Here is a 20197-nt window from a genome sequence, read left to right as displayed (position 1 = left end):
AGTTTTAAAGGAGGAGGCATGTGAATGTCACTTCTTTTTTTTGATTATTGATAAAAAAAATTGATTAATTATCAGGAAATAAAGTATTAGTTTTTATGGAATAGCTGTATTAAACTATAGGTGACTAGATTGTGAAACAATGAATTTGAAGAAAGAAGGACAACTATGGATAAGTATCAAACAATTTTTGAACCGTTGACGATTCGGCGTCTGACATTAAAAAATCGAGTGATTATGCCGCCTATGGGGACGAATTTTGCCAACATGGACGGAACCTTTAATAAAGAACACTTATCATACTACGAACAAAGAGCCAAGGGCGGCACAGGGATGATTACGCTAGAAAATGTCTGTGTTGACTATCCAATGGGAACAAATGGAACTTCTCAGCTTCGAATTGATAATGACCAGTACATACCAGGTTTATGGAAGTTTAATGAAACGATGCATGCCTATGGCGCTGCTACCTCTGTTCAGATTAATCATGCCGGAGCTTCAGCATATGGGCTGCGTCTGAATGGCGTACAGGCTGTATCCTCCTCCAATGTTCCAAGTAAAACAGGTAATCCGGCGCCAAGACCGCTAACCGAAGAGGAAATTTATACCATTATAGATAAATACGCCGAAGCAGCTGCAAGAGCACAGAAAGCTGGCTTTGACTGTGTGGAGATTCATGCAGGACATTCTTATCTGTTGAGTCAGTTTTTGTCTCCTTTGTACAATAAACGTACAGATCAATTCGGCGGCACAGCAGAAAATCGGGCGCGATTTGCCAAGCTGGCTGTCGAGGCTGTCCGCAAAGCTGTAGGGCCCTTCTTCCCAATTTCGCTGCGCTTTAGTGCAGACGAGCTTTTAGAGGGCGGCAATACACTAGAGGATTCTATTGACATTTTAAACTATTTTGTTGATGACGTAGACATTTTAAATGTTTCTGCTGCTTTAAACGATAATTTACAGTACCAGATTGATAAGATGAATCTTGAAGACGGCTGGCGTTCTTATATGGCAAAGGCAGTGAAAGAGCGCTATCCTGAAAAGATTATTGTAACCTCTGGTAATATTCGCAGCCCGAAGCGGGCGGCAGAAATACTGGAAAATGGCGACGCTGACTTATTGGCAATGGGCCGAGGGCTGATTGCTGAGCCAAACTGGATTAGCAAGGTTGAAAGCGGTCAGGAGCACTTGTTAAGAAAATGTATTTCCTGCAACATCGGGTGTGCGGATCACCGCATCAATAAATCCCGTCCTATCCGCTGTACCATTAACCCTGACCTTTACTATGAAGATCAGTACAAGGAACAGCCGATAGAAAATCCAATGAAAATGGTTGTCATTGGCGGCGGTACAGCTGGCTTGGAAGCAGCGGCTACAGCTGCCGAGATTGGTGTGGAAGTCGAACTGTATGAGCAAAAAAGCTATTTAGGTGGTTTAGGGCATGAAATTGCACGTTTCCCTGACAAAAAACGAATTGATGATTTTATTATCTATTTGAAAAACCGCTGTGCGGAGCTGGATAACCTAACCATTCATTTGAATCACCGTTTTACGATGGAGGATATCCATGGAAGCAATCCAGATGTTATTGTAAATGCCACTGGTGCAACGCCATTGCTTCCGCCGATTAATGGACTGCATGAAGTGTTAGCGGACGAGAGCCGTCAGGTCTTTTCCATTTTCGATTTATTGAATAATATGGATAACTTTCAGGAATTTGAAGGCAAAGAAGTAGTTGTGATTGGCGGCGGAGCTGTTGGACTGGACGTGGTTGAGTACTATGCAGAACGCGGCGCTAAAAAGGTGAGTATCGTAGAGATGCAGCCGGAACTGGGCAAAGACCTTGATTTGATTACAAAGCTGGCGATGATGGAAATTGTTAGAGACTATGATGTTCAGGTTTATACATCAACGAAGCTTACTCAGGTAAGCAAAGATCATTTCACAGTAGAGCTGCCGAATGGTGAGATAAAAGAATTATTCTTTGATTTAGGTTTTGTTTGTCTGGGGATGCGGGCAGAAGCGCCGCTGCTGCCGGAGCTGCAGCAATATGCACTGGAAAATGAAACAGAATTAGTTAATATCGGCGATAGCAAGGTAGCAAGACGAATCATGGAAGGAACCAGAGAAGCCCGTGATATCTTAAAAACAATTGAAAAAGCAGAACGCAGAATGAGTAGAAGCTCAGCTGCAAACAAGGAACAGACATTTCACGTAGTCTAGGAATATACTGTCAGCAGTCAGCAACACTGCTGGCAGTTAAAAAATAAAACAACAAGTGAGGAACTGAGCATGACAGAAAGATTGGATGGACATACCTTATTAATTAGCTTAATCGCAACACCTATCAGACACAGCTTGTCTCCAACAATGCATAATGAAGCTTTTGCTAAGCTAGGTTTGGATTACGCGTATCTGGCGTTTGAAGTCGGCAATGAAGAGCTGAAGGATGCAGTACAGGGAATTCGGGCACTAGGAATTCGCGGTTCAAACGTTTCTATGCCAAACAAACAGGCAATTATCCCTTATCTGGATGAGCTGTCTCCTGCAGCTAAGCTGTGTGGAGCGGTCAATACCGTTGTGAATAAGGATGGCAAAGGCCATCTGGTTGGGCATATTACCGACGGTACAGGTGCGATGCGTTCATTGAAAGAAGAAGGTGTAGAGGTAAAAGACCAGATTGTAACGATGACAGGAGCTGGTGGGGCAGGAACAGCAATTGCTATTCAGGCAGCACTTGATGGCGTGAAGGAGCTGCGTATTTTCAATATTGAAGATGCTGCCTTTGAAAATGCCAAAGAAACGGTCAAAAAAATCAACGAAAATACTGATTGTGTTGCAACCTTAACCTCTCTAAAGGATCAGGCAGCATTTAAACAATCAATTGCTGAAAGTGCAATTTATATCGATGGAACAGGCGTAGGAATGAAGCCGTTGGAAAAGGAAAGCCTAATTAATGATCCAGAAATGATTCATGAAAATTTGGTCGTTTTCGATGTGGTTTATATTCCGAAAGAGACAAAATTATTAAAATTTGCCAAAGATAATGGCGCGAAAAAAGTAATCAATGGTTTGGGTATGATGCTGTATCAAGGGGCAGAGGCCTTCAAACTATTCACAGGAGAAGACATGCCTGTCAATTATATTAGAGAGTTATTATTTAAGGACTAAGGAGAGAAAAGATGAAAAACAAATATATGCCTACAGCGGTTGCTCTTTATATCAACTACATCGTCCACGGGATGGGTGTTTTGATTATCATGCAGAACAAGGATGCCTTGGCCGCTCAGTGGAATACCAATGTTGAAGGAGTATCCAGTGTTGTAGCAATGTTAGGGATTGGCCGTCTAGTCGCTATTTTGATCTCCGGCTGGCTGTCGGACAAGTTTGGTCGTAAACCGTTTGTGTACTTGGGGATGCTGGTTTATGTTCTGTTCTTTGTTGGCATACTATTCAGCCCAAGCGTACTAGTTGCAATGATTTTTGGTGTAGTAGCCGGAATCGCCAACTCTTGTCTGGATTCTGGTACGTATCCTGCGCTGATGGAATCCTTTCCTAAAACAGCTGGAACTGCCAATGTTCTGATTAAAGCGGCTGTTCAGATTGGTCAGTTTGCACTGCCGTTTATTATTGCTTTCTTAGGCAGCAACGGCTTATGGTTTGGCTGGTCCTTTATCGTTTGTATTCTATTATTGGCACTGAACGCAGTGTTCCTGCTGAAATTACCATTTCCAGATGCTGATAATAAAGCAGAAGGTACTGCTAAACCAGAACCGGTTACTGCTACAAAATTCAAAAGTAAACCGAATATGAAAATTGAAGGTGTAGCGTTTGTTATTTACGGATTTATTTCTCAGGCAACGTTTTATCTGATTAGCCAGTATATTTCACTATATGGTGAAGAGGTAGCGTCGATGTCTGAAAATGCAGCAAAATTATTAGTCTCTTATTATTCTACAGGTTCTCTAGTATGTGTGGCGGTTACAGCTGTTGTTGCGGCTAAGGTTCGCCCAGTCAATCTAGTCCTGCCGTATACACTGATGTCGTTTCTTTCAATCACAGCTATGTGGCTGTTTCCTTCGCCAATGGTTCTAACAGTAGGGGCTGTCTTTGTCGGCTTCTTTGCAGCGGGCGGCGTTATGCAGCTGGGACTAACTGTTATGGGGGAAATGTTCCCAGCTGGTAAAGGAACAATTACTGGAATTTTCTACACATTTGGAAGTATTGCTTCTTTTGCGATTCCAGTAGCTGCCGGAAGAATTGCCAGCAGTAATCCGCGGGGAATTATGCTATTTGATACGATTATTGCCGGGATTGGATTTTTACTTGCAATCGTCATCTTTATCCGTTATCGTCAAACTATTGATACCAGCAGTACAGGTGCAGAGTTGTCAGCTGGTCAAACAAATGCAGAAGTGAATTAACACTGTTGTAGAAAGGAGCATTTACGTATGCAGACAGTAAAAGTAGGAAATGTGGTTATTGGTGAAGGTACTCCTAAAATAATTGTTCCTCTTGTTGGAAAAACAAAAGAAGAGATTATTCATGAAGCAAAACAGGTAGCAGCGCTGGATTGCGACATTGTTGAGTGGCGTATTGATTTTTATGAAGAAGTAACAGAAGCCGGGAAAGCAGCGCAGCTGTCAAAAGAAGTACACAGTCTATTAAATAAACCGTTATTAATTACTTTCCGTACAAAAAAAGAAGGCGGCGAGCTGGAATTGCCAGAGGCAGATTACTTTACTATTTATACGAACATACTTGAACAGGGGCAAGCAGACTTGCTGGATGTGGAGCTGTTCATGCCAGAGCGTGAAGTTGAAAACATAATTGATAAAGCACACAAGCAAGGCGTGAGGGTTGTGATGTGTAACCATGACTTCGATGCTACGCCAGAGAAAGCAGAGATTGTCAAACGTTTAAGAGCAATGCAGGATAAGGGAGCAGATATCTGTAAAATTGCAGTGATGCCCCAAACATCAGCAGATGTTCTAACCTTATTAGCAGCAACAGAAGAAATGAAGCGTCTATACTCTGATCGTCCGCTGATTACGATGTCAATGGGTGCTTTAGGAATGGTCAGCCGCGTATCTGGTCAGGTGTTTGGCTCGGATGCAACTTTTGGTGCTGCTGCAAAGGCATCAGCACCAGGGCAGGTACCGGTTAATCAACTAGCAGCAACTTTAGAGGTATTAAAAATAAAATAATTATCAGCAGTTAAATAAGATGTGGAGTCATCTGAGGCATTGAGAAGAAATAAGAAAAGTTATGCTATTTTTAGCGAACCTATCTTTTTGTTATAAAGCTGCTTATGAAATGCTGTTCATTTCGCTTTAAGGGGGAAGACATAGAAATGTCACCCCCCTTTTTTTGCTTTGGATTGAATGAATAATCGAAATTCCTCAAAACTCTTTACGGAACGAAGCTCTGAGTAAACTTCAGGATAGTCGAAAAGTGATACTAGTGCTTCATAAATATCTGTAAAGCATTGCCTATCCAAGTCGTTGATAGCTGCCAGTAATATCACAAATACTTTGTGTCCATTCCAATTAATCCCATTTGGATTAATTAAAACAGCAATAGTTGTTTTTGCTGCATCCATATAAACTGAATGAGGAATAGCAATTGAGTCAAAAGCAGTAGAAGAAGCATTTTCTCTTTCTAAAACGTGAGGGTAAAACTCTTCTGTAACAATTCCTTCTGTTTCAAGAGAAAGACACATCTGCTTAATCAATGCAGCCGGCTGCTCTGCATTAGAATCAGTAAAAAAGAATTTTTTACTAAAGTAGGCATCAAAATTTTTGCTTAAAATTTGTTTTTTTTGATTTAATCGTATAGTTGCGATTTCGCTAATAAGCATGAGCCGTTGTTCTTCCGTGTAAAATGGAGAAATATTTAGTATTTTATAATTTCCGGTTTTTGGAACAGGCACTGTTGTAATTAGTAAATCAAAAGTGAGTGTCTCGCTTTCAGAGAGCTGAGAAACAACAGCTAGAATATTTAAGTCATTACCAAAATGCTGTGAAAGCCTGCTATAGAGCTTTTCATCAAGCTTCATGTATTTAGGACATAAAACAACAGTCCTTATCTTTGAAAAATTCCGTTTTTGTCCTTCTAATTCTGCACCAATATGCAAAGCGATATAGGCGCTTTCGTCCTCTGTAATTTTGATATCAAAATGTTCGCTTAGCTGTAGAGAAATAAATATAGCAATATCATACACAATCGGATAATCCTTTTTTAATGATTCCGACATCGGATTTTTTAGGAACGAATCTTGTTTTGCCCTTGAGAATAAACCACTTAAATGTAGTGCAAACGGAACAATAAAACTTTCGCTACTTAAGTTGATGCCAAAAGTTTGATGGACATTATGAAGGATTGTATTCATCGCAGTTAGTATATCGGCGCCGGCAATCTGCTCCAGCTCTTTAATGTTGTTCGATGGAATGTAGTTGGCATTTGCTTGAAAAAGCATGTGTATTTCTTCTTTTTCCAGTTCATTCAACTGCAAATCAAAGGAGTTTTCCAGCTCTTCAATGAGACAGGTAACAAGCTGTGCTTTATCTTGCCTCAGCCATGAGCTGAACCAGTCTCTGGAAACCAAAGATTTTCCGTTTCGAACGGATTCTATCAGAATCAGCAGATGGAGCATCAAATTCATGAAGGAAAAATCATTTAGATGGTAGTTAGATTCCTTCATGGTAGCTTGGATAATAATAGATAGCTTAACCACATCTTCTGGAGCAAAATTCTGTTTTAAAATCTCCTGATTCATAAAATGATAAGGCATCTCTTCAAAAATAATATATGATATTAACCGCCGCTTCTCTTTTTCTTCCCCACTGATTTGAATCAAATCATTTTTTATCGCGAACCGCACATTATATTTTTCAAACGACTTGTTCATCCGTGAAATATCCCCTTTTAAAGTGGAATAGCTGACATATAATTCTTCTGTTAAATCAAATGTATCCAGCTGCTGATGATCAATTAGGATTTTTTTTATAATATAGAAGGCTCTCTCTTTATAAGTTTGGGGCAAATTCCCTGTATCTTTTTTTTTGTTAAGCAGCTGTCGGGCGTAATCGCGGTTTACTGTATAGCCAAGATTTGACGAAAAAATCAACGGTTGACTGCCAGTATGATTTAGCTCAGAAACATAATTTTTGACTGTCCGTATAGAAACATCTAAAACATTCGCCAAAACTCTGGAGGATGTAGGTTGCTTTTGTTGAAGTAAAAAAGTTAAAAGTTGTTCCTGCTTTTTTTTCATTTGGGACAGTCCCTTTCTGATAAGTATCTTTAATTTAGTATAGCTGTTATGAAAGCGATTTTAAATAGAAATTTGCACTAGGGGAGTGCAAATGTTCAGTTGAGAAAAAGCCGGAAAAAAGAAATAATCGAGGTACAGAAAAGCAGCTGGTCAAAACGGAAAGCTGCTGAAAAATGGGAGGTATTAATTATGGAAACAATCAATATGATGCTTTGCTGTGGTGCGGGAATGTCAAGTGGTTTTTTGGCACAAAAAACGAGGAAAGCTGCCAAAAAAAGAGGGATATCTGGAACTATTGAAGCACGAAGTGAAAGTGAAATCGCTCAATATTTAGATTCTATTGACATTTTATTATTAGGTCCGCATTACGCAGCATTCAAAGAAGAAATGACAGAGCAGGCAGCGCCTTACAATGTTGTGGTCGATGTTATTCCCCAAGATATTTACGGTATGCTGGACGGTGATGGGCTAATCGACTTTGCTATTCAGAAGTTAAAGGGCTGATTTTTTAGAAAAGGAGGAGCAATAATGAAAAAATTTATGGATTGGCTGGCAAATTCTTTTGCACCGAAAGCCAAGGTTCTAACACAAAAGCCTGCTGTCGCTGGACTTTCCAGTGCAATGCAAAAGTTAATTCCGTTCATCATGACTGGATCAATCGTATTTTTCTACAATGTTTTCCGTTCATACATTCAAGAACTGCCTGATCTTGGAAACATATCAAATTATTCTTTTGGAATGATTGGATTAATTGCAGCTTTTATGGTAGCAAATCAATACATGGAAAAATTCAAGCATCCCGGGTATTCAATTACTGCTGGAATTGTTTCAATTTGTTCTCTGATGATGAGTCTCCATCCAATTGCATCAGAAGAAGGAGTTTATGATATGGGACGCATTGGTCCTACTGGTATTTTAATTGGTGTGATTACCGGGGCGGTTGTCAGTGTCATTTTTCATTTTTACAGCAAGTTAAAGCTATTTCAAAACAGCGAGCTTCCGGACTTTATTATTGAATGGATTAATAACATCATTCCCATTTTTTTGAGCTTAGCATTGTGGTCAACACTCATATTTGGAATGAAAATTGATATTTTCCAAGTAATTTTAAGCTTGTTTGAACCGATACAGAACTTTGGACAATCTCTTCCGGGGCTGATTCTTTTAGTATTGATACCAGCATTTTTCTATTCTATGGGGATTTCTACATGGTTATGGTCAGCAATTCAAAACCCAATTTTTATAGCTGGGATTGCGGCTAACACATTAGCTGTTCAGCAAGGAAATAGCCCGCTAAATATAGTGACAAATGAGACAGTTTACAGTATTGGTCTGATTATGATGGGCGGGACTGGAGCGACCCTTACTTTGAATTTGTTAATGTGTTTTTCCAAAGCAAAAAAATTAAAAACCCTTGGACGTATCTGTATTGGTCCATCTCTATTTAATATCAATGAACCTATTGCTTTCAGTACACCAATCGTTATGAATCCTTTATTGATGATGCCAATGTGGATTAATTCAATTGTGGGAAGCTGCGTCGTTTGGTTTGCAATGAGAGGCGGTCTGCTCAATATCCCGTCTGAATTGATGCAGCTTGCACAAATTCCAGCACCGGTTTCTAGTGTAATTTTAACTAAGGATTTTCGAGCTGTTATTTGGTATATAGTACTGTTCCTAATTTATTTAGCCATTTGGTATCCATTCTTCAAAGTATATGAGAAAGAATTACTGGCAGAAGAGGTAAAAGCTGAGAAAGAAGCAATAAAGGAACAGACACAGGAAGTGACTGCTGGTGCAGAAGTAATTTCGTAAAATTGATGAGGTGAAAGTAGATGGAACATAAAAAACAAGTTGAAGAAGAAAATGAATTGATTTCAGTAGCTATGCAGATTATTCTACATGCAGGAAATGGTCGGACAAAGGCACAGGAAGCAGTAAAATGTGCGAAACAGAAAGATTTTGCCGGTGCAAGAGCTTGTTTGACTGAAGCAAAGAAGAATATCGTGTTGGCTCACCAGTCGCAAACGGCAGTGATTCAAAATGAAGCAGCGGGTAAGAGTTATGAACCGTGTCTCTTATTCACTCATGCACAGGATCATCTTATGACCATTTCCAGCGAGGTGACAATGACTCGTGAATTGATTGATCTTTTTGAAATAGTAATAGAACATGAGTAGCTATAGTAAAGGGGGATAAAAGTGAAAAAAACAGTTTGGCTGGCAATAGCAGCAATTTTTCTAATAGCAGGGTGCAGCAGTGCTGCTACAAAAGAAACAACTGCCTCAAAAGATACAGAAGAAAAGACAGAAGAAATTAGGATTTATCTGGTTAGACATGGAAAAACCTGGTTCAACACGATGAATCAGGTACAAGGATATAGTGACAGCCCGTTAACAGAGACCGGTGAGGCTCAAGCAGCAGCAGTAGGAGAGGGACTAAAAGATGTTAAATTTTCATCAGCATTTTCTAGTGACTTGGCTCGTCAAAAAAATACCGCTAAATTAATACTAAATGAAAATAGTGCTGAAGTGCCTGAAGTTACCGAGCTTAAGGGCTTCAGAGAAAAAAACTTTGGCAGCTTTGAAGGTCAATCCAACGATGCGATGAATATAGCTGTAGCCGAAGCCTTAGAGTTGGATTATCCGACAGATAGTGATGAATTGTGGGATTTTTTAAAGGAAACACTGACAGAGCAGGAGTTGGCTGATAAAGTCGCTGAGGTTGATCCTGAGCAAGCAGCAGAAACTTACGGTGAAATGGAAGAACGCGCTGAGAAAGTAATGACAGAAATGCTTGAAGAAGCGCAACGCAAGGGTGGCGGCAATGTGCTCGTTGTCTCTTCTGGAGGGCTGATCCCCATTCTTTTAGAAGTAGTTGCTCCAGGCGAGTATAAAGGCGAAAAAATTGCCAATTGCAGTGTGACCACACTGACGTATAAGAACGATAAATATTCAATTGAAACAATTGGTGATACAACATTTATTGACCAGTTGGACTAAAGAATAGTCAGAAATCTGAAGCAGTCCGTTATTGACTCATCCTTCAGTTTTTTTATAAAAAAGATGAGGAGAAAATATAATGAAAAAAGAATTTCCAAAAGACTTCCTATGGGGAGCAGCAACTAGTGCCTATCAAGTGGAGGGCGGAGCGCAAGCAGATGGTAAAGGGCTGTCTCAGCAAGATATCATTAATAAGGAACGACAGGAAGTGTACGGCTTTGCTGATGCTTCTGTTGCCAGTGATCATTATCATAAGTATAAAGAAGATATTGCTTTATTTAAGGAGATGGGTTTTACAAGCTATCGTTTTTCCATTGCCTGGACACGTATTTTTCCAAATGGCGGCGATCAAGTAAATGAAGCTGGGGTTCAATTTTATCGTGACTTAATTGCTGAACTGAAAGCAAATGGGATTGAACCAATACCTACGCTGTATCACTATGACTTGCCTTGGGCGTTGGTCGAAAAATATGGGGGCTGGCTTTCGAGAGAAGTTGTTAAGGATTTTGAAATTTTTGCTAAATATGTCGTGAATGAATTTAAGGATGACATCAAGTATTGGATTACTCTAAATGAGCAAAGTATCATTGTCCAGTACTGGACACAAAAATGTTATGTTCTTCCTGAATATCAGAATAATAATCAATTGCGTTATCAAATTAATCATCATATGAACTTAGCACAGGCAACAGCAGTAAAATATATTCATGAGGCTGGCGGATTGGCTGGACCTGCCTTAGGGTATGCGCCGGTTTATGCTAGAACTTGTAAGCCGGAAGATCAGCTGGCAGCATTGAATGCCAATGATTTGAGAAATGCCTATTATCTAGATGTCTACTTTAAGGGGTACTATAATGTTGCAGCACTTAACTATTTGAAAGAGGCAGGGCTTGCACCTGAGATAGAAGATGGAGACGAAGCATTTTTTGCAGAGAATATTTCCGATTTCTTTGCAATCAATTATTATGATAGTCAGTGTGCACATGCATGTCCGGAAGGTGCTGAAAGAAGCTGGTCGGGCTATAATCTAAGCGGTAAAAAAGGCGAAATGTCCGGCTTTGAAACCCATCCCGGTTTCTACCAAATGTGCTCAAATCCTGAGCTTCGGACAACGGACTGGGATTGGGCAATCGATCCTATCGGCTTGGAATATGTCTACCGTGACCTTTATACACGCTATAAAATTCCTTTTATGATTACTGAAAATGGGCTTGGTGCTTATGATGAATTAACCGAAGATGAAAAAGTTCACGACGACTATCGCATCGACTATCTAAGAGAGCATATACAAGCAACGAAACGCGCTATGGATATTGGCGTAGAGGTTATCGGTTATATGCCTTGGTCGGCAATTGATTTACTATCTACAAGCAATGGTTACAAGAAACGCTACGGGTTAATTTATGTTGACCGTACTGATGAAAATGAGAAAGAATGCCGCCGTATCAGAAAAGATTCTTTTTATTGGTATAAAAAGGTTATTGCTTCTGATGGTACAGATTTAGATTAATGAAGCGAATAATACGGTATTTTGTTTCAATAGCCGGATCTTCCATAGTCGGTATTGGCGTAGGATTATGTGTACTTACGGGCTTGGGTGCGGATGCATTAGGTGTATTATGGGAAGGAATAGCTGATAAGCTGTCGCTAACAGTTGGACAAGCTTCTTTACTAGTGACTAGCTGCTGTTTGGTACTGGTTTTCTTTATTGATAAGAAGGAGCTGGGGCCGGCAACTGTGTTGAATCCAATAGCAACAAGTATTTGCACAGATTTAGTCATTCGTCAGGCAGCTTTTCCAGAACTAGCTTTTCCTTTTAAATTACTTCTTGTACTTATAGGAGTTTCATTTATTGGTATCGGATCAGGAATGGCAGCTGCAGCAAATGTTGGCAAAGAGAGCTATATTGCTTTGTGCTTTGCGTTGAGTAGCAAGCGAATGATTGATTTAGCCAAAGTTCGAATTGTGCTTGATTTAATCTGTTTTATAAGCGGTATGCTTTTAGGAGGCAAACTAATGTTGGGACCTTTAGTTGGTATTTTGTTGATTGGGCCATTGTTGAAGGTAACCAGTCAGTATTGCAGCATCAAATTAGCCGCTATTAAGGAATAAAAGTACTCAGCTGGCCAAAGTCAATAATGGGATGGAAGGGTTTAGTCATGAAAAAATAAGCTGAAACATCGTTTATCCGGTGTTAAGGGGCTGAGGCATACTAATGTCACAGCTCCTTTCAGTTTATTTTTGAAGAAATTGTTTCTGTATTCATCTTTAACCAAATGCATGGTGAGCAGGATTAGCTAAAAAATAGGCAAATATTTGTAATGGATGAAACAGTTTGGGGTTGCTTATTATTGTAGTTCTCTATGCAGAAAAAACTATAGAGAACTGTTTTCGGAAAAAAAGAAAGAAAGGTTCAAGTAATTTTGGGGTAGCAAAAAATTCTTATAGCTCTCCCTTAACTCCGTTATTGCCAAATAGAATAGGCAAATAAAGGACGAGGCAAAAGTGTTACATACCGGGAACTAAGCAAGTACTGTTCAATATCAGCTCGTCTCTAACTGTATTTCTCAGCACTAAGAAGACGCATATGAAAATTATCAAGAAACACTACAAGGAAACCGAGTAGCTGCTGATTGATACACATCTGGAGCTTCTCCTATTTTGAGGTAGTTCATCTCATTTCCCAAAACTTTAACGCTTAGTTTTTTTAGCACTTAGAAAGTGATGCTAGCGGAACGAATAACCGAATTTTAGAGAAAGAAAAGTTGGGCATTTACTTATCGTCCCAACTTGTTAAGCCTATTAATTGAGCTACTTTGAAAATGATGATATGTTATTTTCAAGGGGGGATTCACAATGATACAGGCATATAAAGAATATTGGAGCAATATCACAGTGATGGATGCCAGAGCAACTAGAGGGCAATATTGGTGGCCGCAGCTACTGAATTATCTTGTGTTGTTTATTTACGGTTTACTGACAAATATTACTCAGTATTATAATTTTGATACGCAGGAGTTTACGAAATTAAACATTTATGCATTTATTTTTATGGGGTTGTCTTTTGCTGTCTGGCTAGCTAATTTTACTGTTCGGGCACGCCGTCTCCATGATACGAACAGGAGCAACTGGTGGATTCTACTGTATATCATACCGTTCTTTGGACCAATTATTATGTTTATCTTTTTAGTACTGCCAAGTAAGTCGATTTCCCGCTGGCAGGTGAACCAATCGGAATTATCCTAAGCTGTTTAGGCTAACCCATCTTCTGATGTAGCGCTTGTTATGGAGAGGAAAATTTATACCTTATGAAAAATTGTTAAACAGACTACTTGCAAAACTATTTCTGTTCAGGTAAACTGATTATCAATCGAATGATTCCCTCGGGGGAGTAACCAGCAGTAGAAGTATGCTGCGATAATATCAACAGTAAGTCGACCATGAAGATGGTCTTCTGGTATTGTATGAAATGGTGAGACCTGAGACAAGTAAAACATTACTTGTCTCAGGTCTCTTTTGATTTAGAAAGGGGAGAACAATGTAGGACTGCTGGAATCGATTCGTACAGAGTTTAAACAATTACTTTATTGGAGGAATTAGAATGACTGACAAACAAGAGCAAAAGAGTGCTTACCGACAGAGTCTGAGTACATTACTAAAAGAAACAGAAAGCAGCGAAAAAGGGCTGTCTTCAGCTCAGGTCAAATTGAAGCTGGAAGAAGACGGCTTTAATCAGTTGGAAGAGGCAAAAAAGAAATCCAGCCTGCAGCTGTTTTTTGAAACCTTTAAGGATGCGATGGTGATTGTTCTATTAATTGTGGCCGTTGTTCAAATGGTTATGGGCTCTTATGTAGAATCATTGGTTATCTTTGCTGTCCTGCTCCTTAACTCAGTGGTTAGTGTGGTTCAAACAAAGAAAGCAGAGGGATCATTGGAGGCATTAAAAAGCTTGTCGGCTCCTGATGCCCGTGTATTAAGGGATGGACAGGAACAAACTGTGGCGGCAAAAGAGTTAGTCACTGGTGATCTGGTTCTTTTAGAAGCTGGGGACTATGTGCCCGCCGATGGACGGCTGCTGGAAACAGGTGCTTTGAAAATTGATGAAGGTATGCTGACAGGTGAATCTGTACCCGTTGAAAAAGAAGTGAGAGAAATTCAGAGCAATGTGCCGATTGGCGACCGGATAAACATGGTGCACAGCGGAACTATTGTTACGTATGGACGAGGCAAGTTTTTAGTAACGGCAACGGGAGGCCGGACAGAAATTGGCCAAGTAGCAGGGCTGCTGCAATCAGCAGTTGAACCGAAAACCCCTCTGCAAAAAGGATTAGACAGCTTTAGTAAAAAGCTTAGTCTGGCAATTCTAGGTTTATCGCTTGTTATTCTAGGAATTCAGCTGGCTCGTTTGTTTTTAGGAAATAGCTCAGGCAATATGACTGAAGATATCGTTCAAGCCTTTATGTTTGCTGTAGCGGTTGCGGTTGCAGCAATTCCGGAGGCGCTGCAATCTATTGTAACCATTGTTCTGTCGATTGGAACGAAGACTATGGCAAGAAAGAATGCCATTATCCGAAAACTGCCGGCAGTGGAAACCTTGGGCTCTGCCAGCATTATTTGTACAGATAAAACAGGAACACTGACTCAAAATAAAATGACTGTGGTGGATTATTACTTAGTAAATGGACAAACGGGAACCTTTAATTCAATGCCTGATAGTTGGTCAGAAGATGAAAAACGGTTGATGGAAATTAGTGTTCTGGCCAATGATTCAGTCTACGCTGAAGACGGCAGCAAACTTGGTGACCCTACAGAAACTGCGTTAATCGATTTCAGTGAGCTGAGTAATCAGCCTTATCAGGAAATACGGGAAAACTATCCTAGAATGGCAGAACTGCCGTTTGACTCTGACCGGAAGCTGATGTCTACACTTCATACCATTGATGGAGAACTGCTATTAATGACTAAGGGCGGACCAGATATTGTATTTGCACGCAGCAGCCAGGTTTTATTAAATGGGCAAGTCGTTCCATTGACAGCTGAGATGAAGCAGCAGCTGCAACAGCAAAATGAACAGTTCTCCCAGCGGGCGCTGCGCGTTCTAGCCTTTGCTTATAAACCGATAAAAAATGAAGCGATTACGCTTTCTGATGAAAACGACTTGATTCTAGTCGGCTTGCTGGCAATGATTGATCCGCCTAGGAAAGAAGTTTTTCAAGCCGTCAAGGATGCCAAAAGCGCTGGGATTAAAACAATCATGATTACTGGTGATCACAAGACAACAGCTGTTGCAATTGCACAGGATATTGGTATTTTTTCAGAGGGAGATCGGGCGCTGACGGGTGCTGAGCTGGATGATTTGAGTGAACAAGAGCTGATTGCCATTTTATCATCGGTGACAGTCTATGCCCGGGTTTCCCCTGAAAATAAAATCCGTATTGTTCAGGCTTGGCAGCAGCAGGGACATATCTCAGCCATGACGGGAGATGGTGTTAATGACGCGCCCGCATTGAAGCAGGCGGATATCGGGATTGCAATGGGTACAGGAACAGATGTGGCTAAGGATGCCTCAGCGATGATTTTGACGGATGATAATTTTGCCTCTATTGTTAGTGCCGTGGAGGTTGGCAGAAACGTTTTTGATAATATTAAAAAGGCGATTGCTTACTTGTTCGCTGGAAACCTGGGTGCAATTATTGCAATCATCTTCGCACTAATTGCAAACTGGGTAAATCCATTTACCGCACTGCAGCTACTGTTCATTAATCTAGTGAACGACTCACTACCAGCGATTGCATTAGGAATGGAAAAAGCTGAGCCAACCATTATGAAGCGCCAGCCAGTCAATCCCAATGCTGGTATTTTCGCTGGGGGGACGTTGATTTCAGTTGCATATCGGGGAATTATCATTGCCTGCGGCGTAATCACTGCTCAATGGCTGGGAATGCAGCATTCCCCAGAGATGGGGGTTGCAATGGCTTTTTCCACCTTAATTTTAAGCCGTACCCTACAAACGCTACCAGCCAGATCAAATACTCAAACAGCGTTTCAGGCGGGTTTGTTTTCAAATAAGATGGTTCTACTAGCGATTGTGGTCTGTGGCGGATTATATAGTTTGACTTTGCTGCCCGGCTTAAGAGAAATTTTTGCGATTCCCGCTTATTTTGGATTTAATCAAATCATGATTTGTTTAGGGCTGGCAATTGGCGCAGTCGTTTTGATGGAGATTACTAAGCTAATCCTTAAGGCCATTCAAAAGTAATAAAAGGCGTATCGAAAAAATGCGGAAGTGACAGAAGGATTCTGCCTTGAGGAAAAACACTGATGAGAAGAAAATTACCAAGAAGTATAGTGCGGGAATTGAGTAGAGGTTGAGTGATATCTTCCTGGAGCCGCTCTTATTTCCGAAGGGCACACTCCTGTTACTAGCTGCAGTTAAAGTGCTGCTTCCATTGTTAAGGGGCTGAGGCATACTAATGTCACAGCCCCTATTTATTATTATGGCGCATAGTAGTTGTAAGACAGAAAAGCATAGGGTACTCATAAAAAAACTACGGTTCGACAGAATACGAACCTGTCTTTTTTGGTGAGGGTAGAAGCTCATTTTTTTGAAAACGGAAAATGAGATAGAAGGAGAGAATCATGGAAAAGGCTCTGCCCAATGATTCACCAAGCCAGAAAGCTTGCGTACTTACTACTTGAAGCAGCAGCCAGGTTCCGCCAATTTTAATAAGTAAATCCCCAAGATTACAGAGAAGATATTCCTTCATCCGTAGACTGCTTCTCAAAAGACCTTCATTCATAAATTTGAAAACGGTCATCAGCAGTGATCCGGAAGAAAAAAGTAAATAGGTTCTAAAAAAATGGAATCCGGCTGAATGACTGCTGCTGTCAAAGAACAAGTCACAAAGGGGACGGGAAAGGAGGAAAAAAATAATAATGACAACACCCGAATAAAGTAGAGAAATCTTAGTTAAAAATGTATAGGTTTGTTTAAGCTGCGTCAATTTTTTTCCTGCAAACATCCGGGCGGAAAAGATGGACAAAGTCTGAGAAAAGCCTGAAATCACGATTCGAGAAATGGATAATACCTTCGTTACTGCTATAAAGCCAATGATGACTTCGTTGCCAAAAGGGTTAACAAATGCCTGAAGGAACATGGAAGAGACTGTAATAACAAACTGCTGAAAAATAGATGGAACGGCGATATGGCTTAATTCTTTTAGCTGTGCAAAATCCAGCACAAAGCTGAATTTAAAATAAGGATTTTTTCGGGATTTTTGATAAAGCAGTCGGATACTAACACACATTAAAAGACCTTGGGAAAGAATGGTTCCCCAGGCAGCGCCAGCAACGCCTAAATGTAGAACTTGAAGGAAGAAAATATTCAAAAAAATATTTAACAGTGAAGAAGATAAGATCAGATAAAAACTTTTATTTGCTTCACCTAAACTAATCAGCATTGCCCGGGAAATATCATAAACATAAATGAAAGGAACACCCAGTAAATAGATGAGGCTGTAGCTTCTTGCTAGTGGAATTAGCTCTGTCGGAATTTTCAATAAATCAAAAAGAGAAGGCAGGGCAAAAACACCGATTACCGCTAAAAGAATACCTAGGAGCAGTCCAAAGGTCAAGATGTTCATTGTGCCTTTAGCGAGACTTCGTTCATCTTTTTGTCCGAGATAACGGGAGAAGATAATCTCTACTGCTAGTTCGATTCCGCCTGAAATAACAATGAAGAGTAGTACAATCGTACTAGCATTGCCGACAGCTGCCAGTTCAGCTGCACCTAGAAGCTGTCCAACAATGACCATATCGGCTGCGCTGTACAGCTGCTGAGTCAGCAGACTGCCAATCAGCGGCAGAGAAAAAAAGAAGAGTTTTTTATTTAAAGCTGTTTCAGTTGTTGACATATCGCTCACCTGCTTTATTATTGATATACTAGTTATAAGGTATACCCTAAGGGAATAGTCAAGAGGTGAGAAGAATGAAAGAGAAATATACTACTGGAGAGTTTTCAGCACTATGCAGAGTATCCAAGAAAACACTATTTCACTATGAAAAGATTGGTCTCCTGGCGCCTGCCTTTGTTGATGTTAACGGGTATCGCTTTTATGGATTGTATCAATGCGATACAGTTAGTACGATTAAGCTGTTTCAAGAGCTGGGACTTTCATTGAAAGAAATCCGCGAAATGCTGCAGTCTGAGGATATGGAGCAAAAAGCGCAGCTTTTAAAAGAGCAGCAGCTTGTTATTGAAAATAAGCTGTCAGAATTGAAAGCAATGAATAAGCAGCTGAGATTTATGACCGACCGGTTCAATCATTTTCGAACAATCGGAACGGATCAATTATTTGAAGAACCGCTTGAACGAGAGGAATACTATTTTGTAGAAGATAAAAGCGGGCAGCCGGTATCCGTCAATTATTTGAATTATGGGTATCAGTATGGGGTGTTGTTTGAAGAGAAGGAACTGAAACAAAAGATGGCGGTTCCTAAACATTCCTTTATTTTTCAAAAGGTGAGTAAAAAGAAGAGTAATCATATCAAGCAGGCTGGAAGCTATGTCAGTATTCTTCATGTACTGAGCAACGAAGAAATTATGAACTGTGTTCCGGAATTTTTGAACAGAACAGCAGACTATCAAATGATAGGTCCGTTGTACCATGAGGATTATTGCAGCGAGCTTGCTGGTTATTCAGATAAGTTTGTTATTAAGCTTTCTCGAAGGCTCTCTTAGCTGTAAGTGGGCAGGTTAGGCAAATAACAGCAAATAAACAGCGTTGAACAAATAAAAAATGAATTATTTTTAGAGTTCTTCAGTATTGAAAAAAATAAGGGGAGACATCTGTCTGCCTCATCCCCTATAGTTAACAAACGGTGTACCAGAAGTGTTCTACCTCTTTGGAATAGGAAAAAACGCTTTTGGTACACCATTCAATTAAAAATTTTTATTGTTTTAAGTAGCTGAAATCTGTCAGCTCAGCATACGTATAATCTTGTTCAATCTGCCCTTTTTCCTTTGTCCAAGAAATGATTGCCTCAAGCTGGTCTTTGGGAACTTCTTGCGCATACGGATATTTTTCGGACTGTGTATCTAGATATTTACTCATCGCATCCGGAAATTGATAGTCAGATAGAATATCTGCATATTCAGAGGCTTGATGGTCATTCATATAGTCAATTGCTTGATTGTACCCTTCATAAAAGGCTGCGATATCCTGCGGACGGTCTTTTAATGCGGTGTCCATAAATTGAATGGTTCCACCTTTAATTCCCTGAGCCTTGGAGCTGCCGAGAACGATAGCACCTTGATCCGCCAGCATGCTTGCCTGCGGCTCAGTATACACAGCGCCGTCTACTTGGTTGTTCAGCAGAGCTTCAGAACGTGCTGAGAAAGAAGGAATTTCCACGATTTCATAGGTGAAATCATCCATTTTAGCAAAATCATCCATGATATATTCCAAAATAAAATTCGGAACCAAGGTAACTTTTTTACCGCTAAGACCTTTCATATCCGTAATACCGGAAGCGGGAGAGGCCAGGATTTTAAAATCTTCTAAGATATCAGAAGTAATAGTCATATCGATGCCGTTCTTTTTAAACGTTGCCTCCGTCATCACATCACTGATTGTACCATCCAGCTCTTTTGCCTGAATTGCAACATTACGGTCATTTGGTGAAGCGAATGAGCTAATCTCTACGTTTAAGCCCAGTTTTTCAAAGAAGCCCTCTTCCTTTGCTAAGATAATCGGAATGGCCGACTCAGCAGGCAAAACACCAATCGTCAGTGTCTGGTCGGTAACTTTTGCTTCTGCGGCACTGGAGGAGGTACTTGCTTCTGTGTCTTTGTCATTATTACCGCAAGCCGCCAATCCTGCCAAGCTCAGCAGAATGAGTGCACTGCTCAAAATTTTCTTCATGC

16 protein-coding genes are annotated in these 20197 nt (G+C 40.3%); 13 read left to right on the top strand and 3 right to left on the bottom strand.

The genetic code is table 11. The annotated features are described in order from the left end of the window. The first annotated feature begins 165 nt into the window (after nucleotides 1-165). From AC1Z3K_RS17135 to aroD, 4 genes are all read left to right on the top strand, one after another. A complete protein-coding gene (locus AC1Z3K_RS17135) occupies nucleotides 166-2217 on the top strand; it encodes an oxidoreductase (RefSeq protein ID WP_461733411.1) in 2052 nt (683 codons plus the stop codon). A gap of 69 nt (nucleotides 2218-2286) precedes the next feature. Continuing rightward, nucleotides 2287-3165 carry a shikimate dehydrogenase gene (locus tag AC1Z3K_RS17130; RefSeq protein ID WP_461733410.1) on the top strand — a complete coding sequence of 293 codons (879 nt, stop codon included), beginning with the start codon at nucleotides 2287-2289 and terminating at the stop codon, nucleotides 3163-3165. A gap of 11 nt (nucleotides 3166-3176) precedes the next feature. Then, nucleotides 3177-4418 (top strand): MFS transporter, encoded by a 1242-nt coding sequence (locus AC1Z3K_RS17125; protein ID WP_461733409.1) that lies wholly within the window; start codon nucleotides 3177-3179, stop codon nucleotides 4416-4418. A gap of 27 nt (nucleotides 4419-4445) precedes the next feature. Next, complete coding sequence (gene aroD, locus AC1Z3K_RS17120) at nucleotides 4446-5201, top strand: type I 3-dehydroquinate dehydratase (protein WP_426082005.1); 756 nt, start codon at nucleotides 4446-4448, stop codon at nucleotides 5199-5201. A gap of 149 nt (nucleotides 5202-5350) precedes the next feature. Here the strand turns inward: aroD and AC1Z3K_RS17115 are convergent, their stop codons facing one another. Further along, entirely contained in the window at nucleotides 5351-7270 is a 1920-nt protein-coding gene (locus AC1Z3K_RS17115) for a BglG family transcription antiterminator (protein ID WP_461733408.1), read from the bottom strand. 189 nt (nucleotides 7271-7459) lie between these two features. Here AC1Z3K_RS17115 and AC1Z3K_RS17110 point away from each other — a divergent pair, with 189 nt between their 5' ends. From AC1Z3K_RS17110 to AC1Z3K_RS17075, 8 genes are all read left to right on the top strand, one after another. Next, entirely contained in the window at nucleotides 7460-7774 is a 315-nt protein-coding gene (locus AC1Z3K_RS17110; RefSeq protein WP_426082003.1) for a PTS sugar transporter subunit IIB, read from the top strand. A 24-nt stretch (nucleotides 7775-7798) separates the two neighbouring features. Continuing rightward, nucleotides 7799-9085: a PTS sugar transporter subunit IIC gene (locus AC1Z3K_RS17105; RefSeq protein WP_426082002.1), complete on the top strand. Its 1287-nt coding sequence runs from the start codon at nucleotides 7799-7801 to the stop codon at nucleotides 9083-9085. Between the two features lie 20 nt (nucleotides 9086-9105). Then, nucleotides 9106-9450, top strand: a complete 345-nt coding sequence (locus AC1Z3K_RS17100; protein WP_461733407.1) for a PTS sugar transporter subunit IIA — start codon at nucleotides 9106-9108, stop codon at nucleotides 9448-9450. A gap of 21 nt (nucleotides 9451-9471) precedes the next feature. Beyond that, on the top strand, nucleotides 9472-10272 hold the full coding sequence (locus tag AC1Z3K_RS17095) for a histidine phosphatase family protein (RefSeq protein ID WP_426082000.1): 801 nt from the start codon (nucleotides 9472-9474) through the stop codon (nucleotides 10270-10272). Nucleotides 10273-10351: 79 nt separating this feature from the next. Further along, the gene (locus tag AC1Z3K_RS17090) at nucleotides 10352-11782 is read left to right on the top strand and encodes a glycoside hydrolase family 1 protein (protein WP_461733406.1); all 1431 of its coding nucleotides are present in this window, start codon (nucleotides 10352-10354) and stop codon (nucleotides 11780-11782) included. Continuing rightward, nucleotides 11782-12384, top strand: a complete 603-nt coding sequence (locus AC1Z3K_RS17085; RefSeq protein WP_426081998.1) for a YczE/YyaS/YitT family protein — start codon at nucleotides 11782-11784, stop codon at nucleotides 12382-12384. The genes AC1Z3K_RS17090 and AC1Z3K_RS17085 overlap by 1 nt, the downstream gene beginning before the upstream one ends. A gap of 744 nt (nucleotides 12385-13128) precedes the next feature. Continuing rightward, complete coding sequence (locus AC1Z3K_RS17080) at nucleotides 13129-13518, top strand: DUF805 domain-containing protein (protein WP_461733405.1); 390 nt, start codon at nucleotides 13129-13131, stop codon at nucleotides 13516-13518. Nucleotides 13519-13873: 355 nt separating this feature from the next. After that, nucleotides 13874-16531 carry a cation-translocating P-type ATPase gene (locus tag AC1Z3K_RS17075; RefSeq protein WP_461733404.1) on the top strand — a complete coding sequence of 886 codons (2658 nt, stop codon included), beginning with the start codon at nucleotides 13874-13876 and terminating at the stop codon, nucleotides 16529-16531. 289 nt (nucleotides 16532-16820) lie between these two features. On the opposite strand, the gene AC1Z3K_RS17070 is transcribed toward AC1Z3K_RS17075, so the two are convergent. Then, a complete protein-coding gene (locus AC1Z3K_RS17070; protein WP_461733403.1) occupies nucleotides 16821-18185 on the bottom strand; it encodes an MATE family efflux transporter in 1365 nt (454 codons plus the stop codon). Nucleotides 18186-18259: 74 nt separating this feature from the next. Between AC1Z3K_RS17070 and AC1Z3K_RS17065 the strand changes: the two genes are divergently transcribed. After that, nucleotides 18260-19012, top strand: a complete 753-nt coding sequence (locus AC1Z3K_RS17065) for a MerR family transcriptional regulator (RefSeq protein ID WP_461733402.1) — start codon at nucleotides 18260-18262, stop codon at nucleotides 19010-19012. Between the two features lie 211 nt (nucleotides 19013-19223). Here the strand turns inward: AC1Z3K_RS17065 and AC1Z3K_RS17060 are convergent, their stop codons facing one another. Beyond that, nucleotides 19224-20195, bottom strand: coding sequence for an ABC transporter substrate-binding protein (locus tag AC1Z3K_RS17060; RefSeq protein ID WP_461733401.1), 972 nt, complete (start codon nucleotides 20193-20195; stop codon nucleotides 19224-19226). Nucleotides 20196-20197 lie beyond the last annotated feature (2 nt).

This window comes from Enterococcus sp. LJL128, assembly GCF_056924295.1.
The sequence above is the reverse complement of the archived record's forward strand: the minus strand, read 5'-3'. Positions and strand labels throughout refer to the sequence as shown.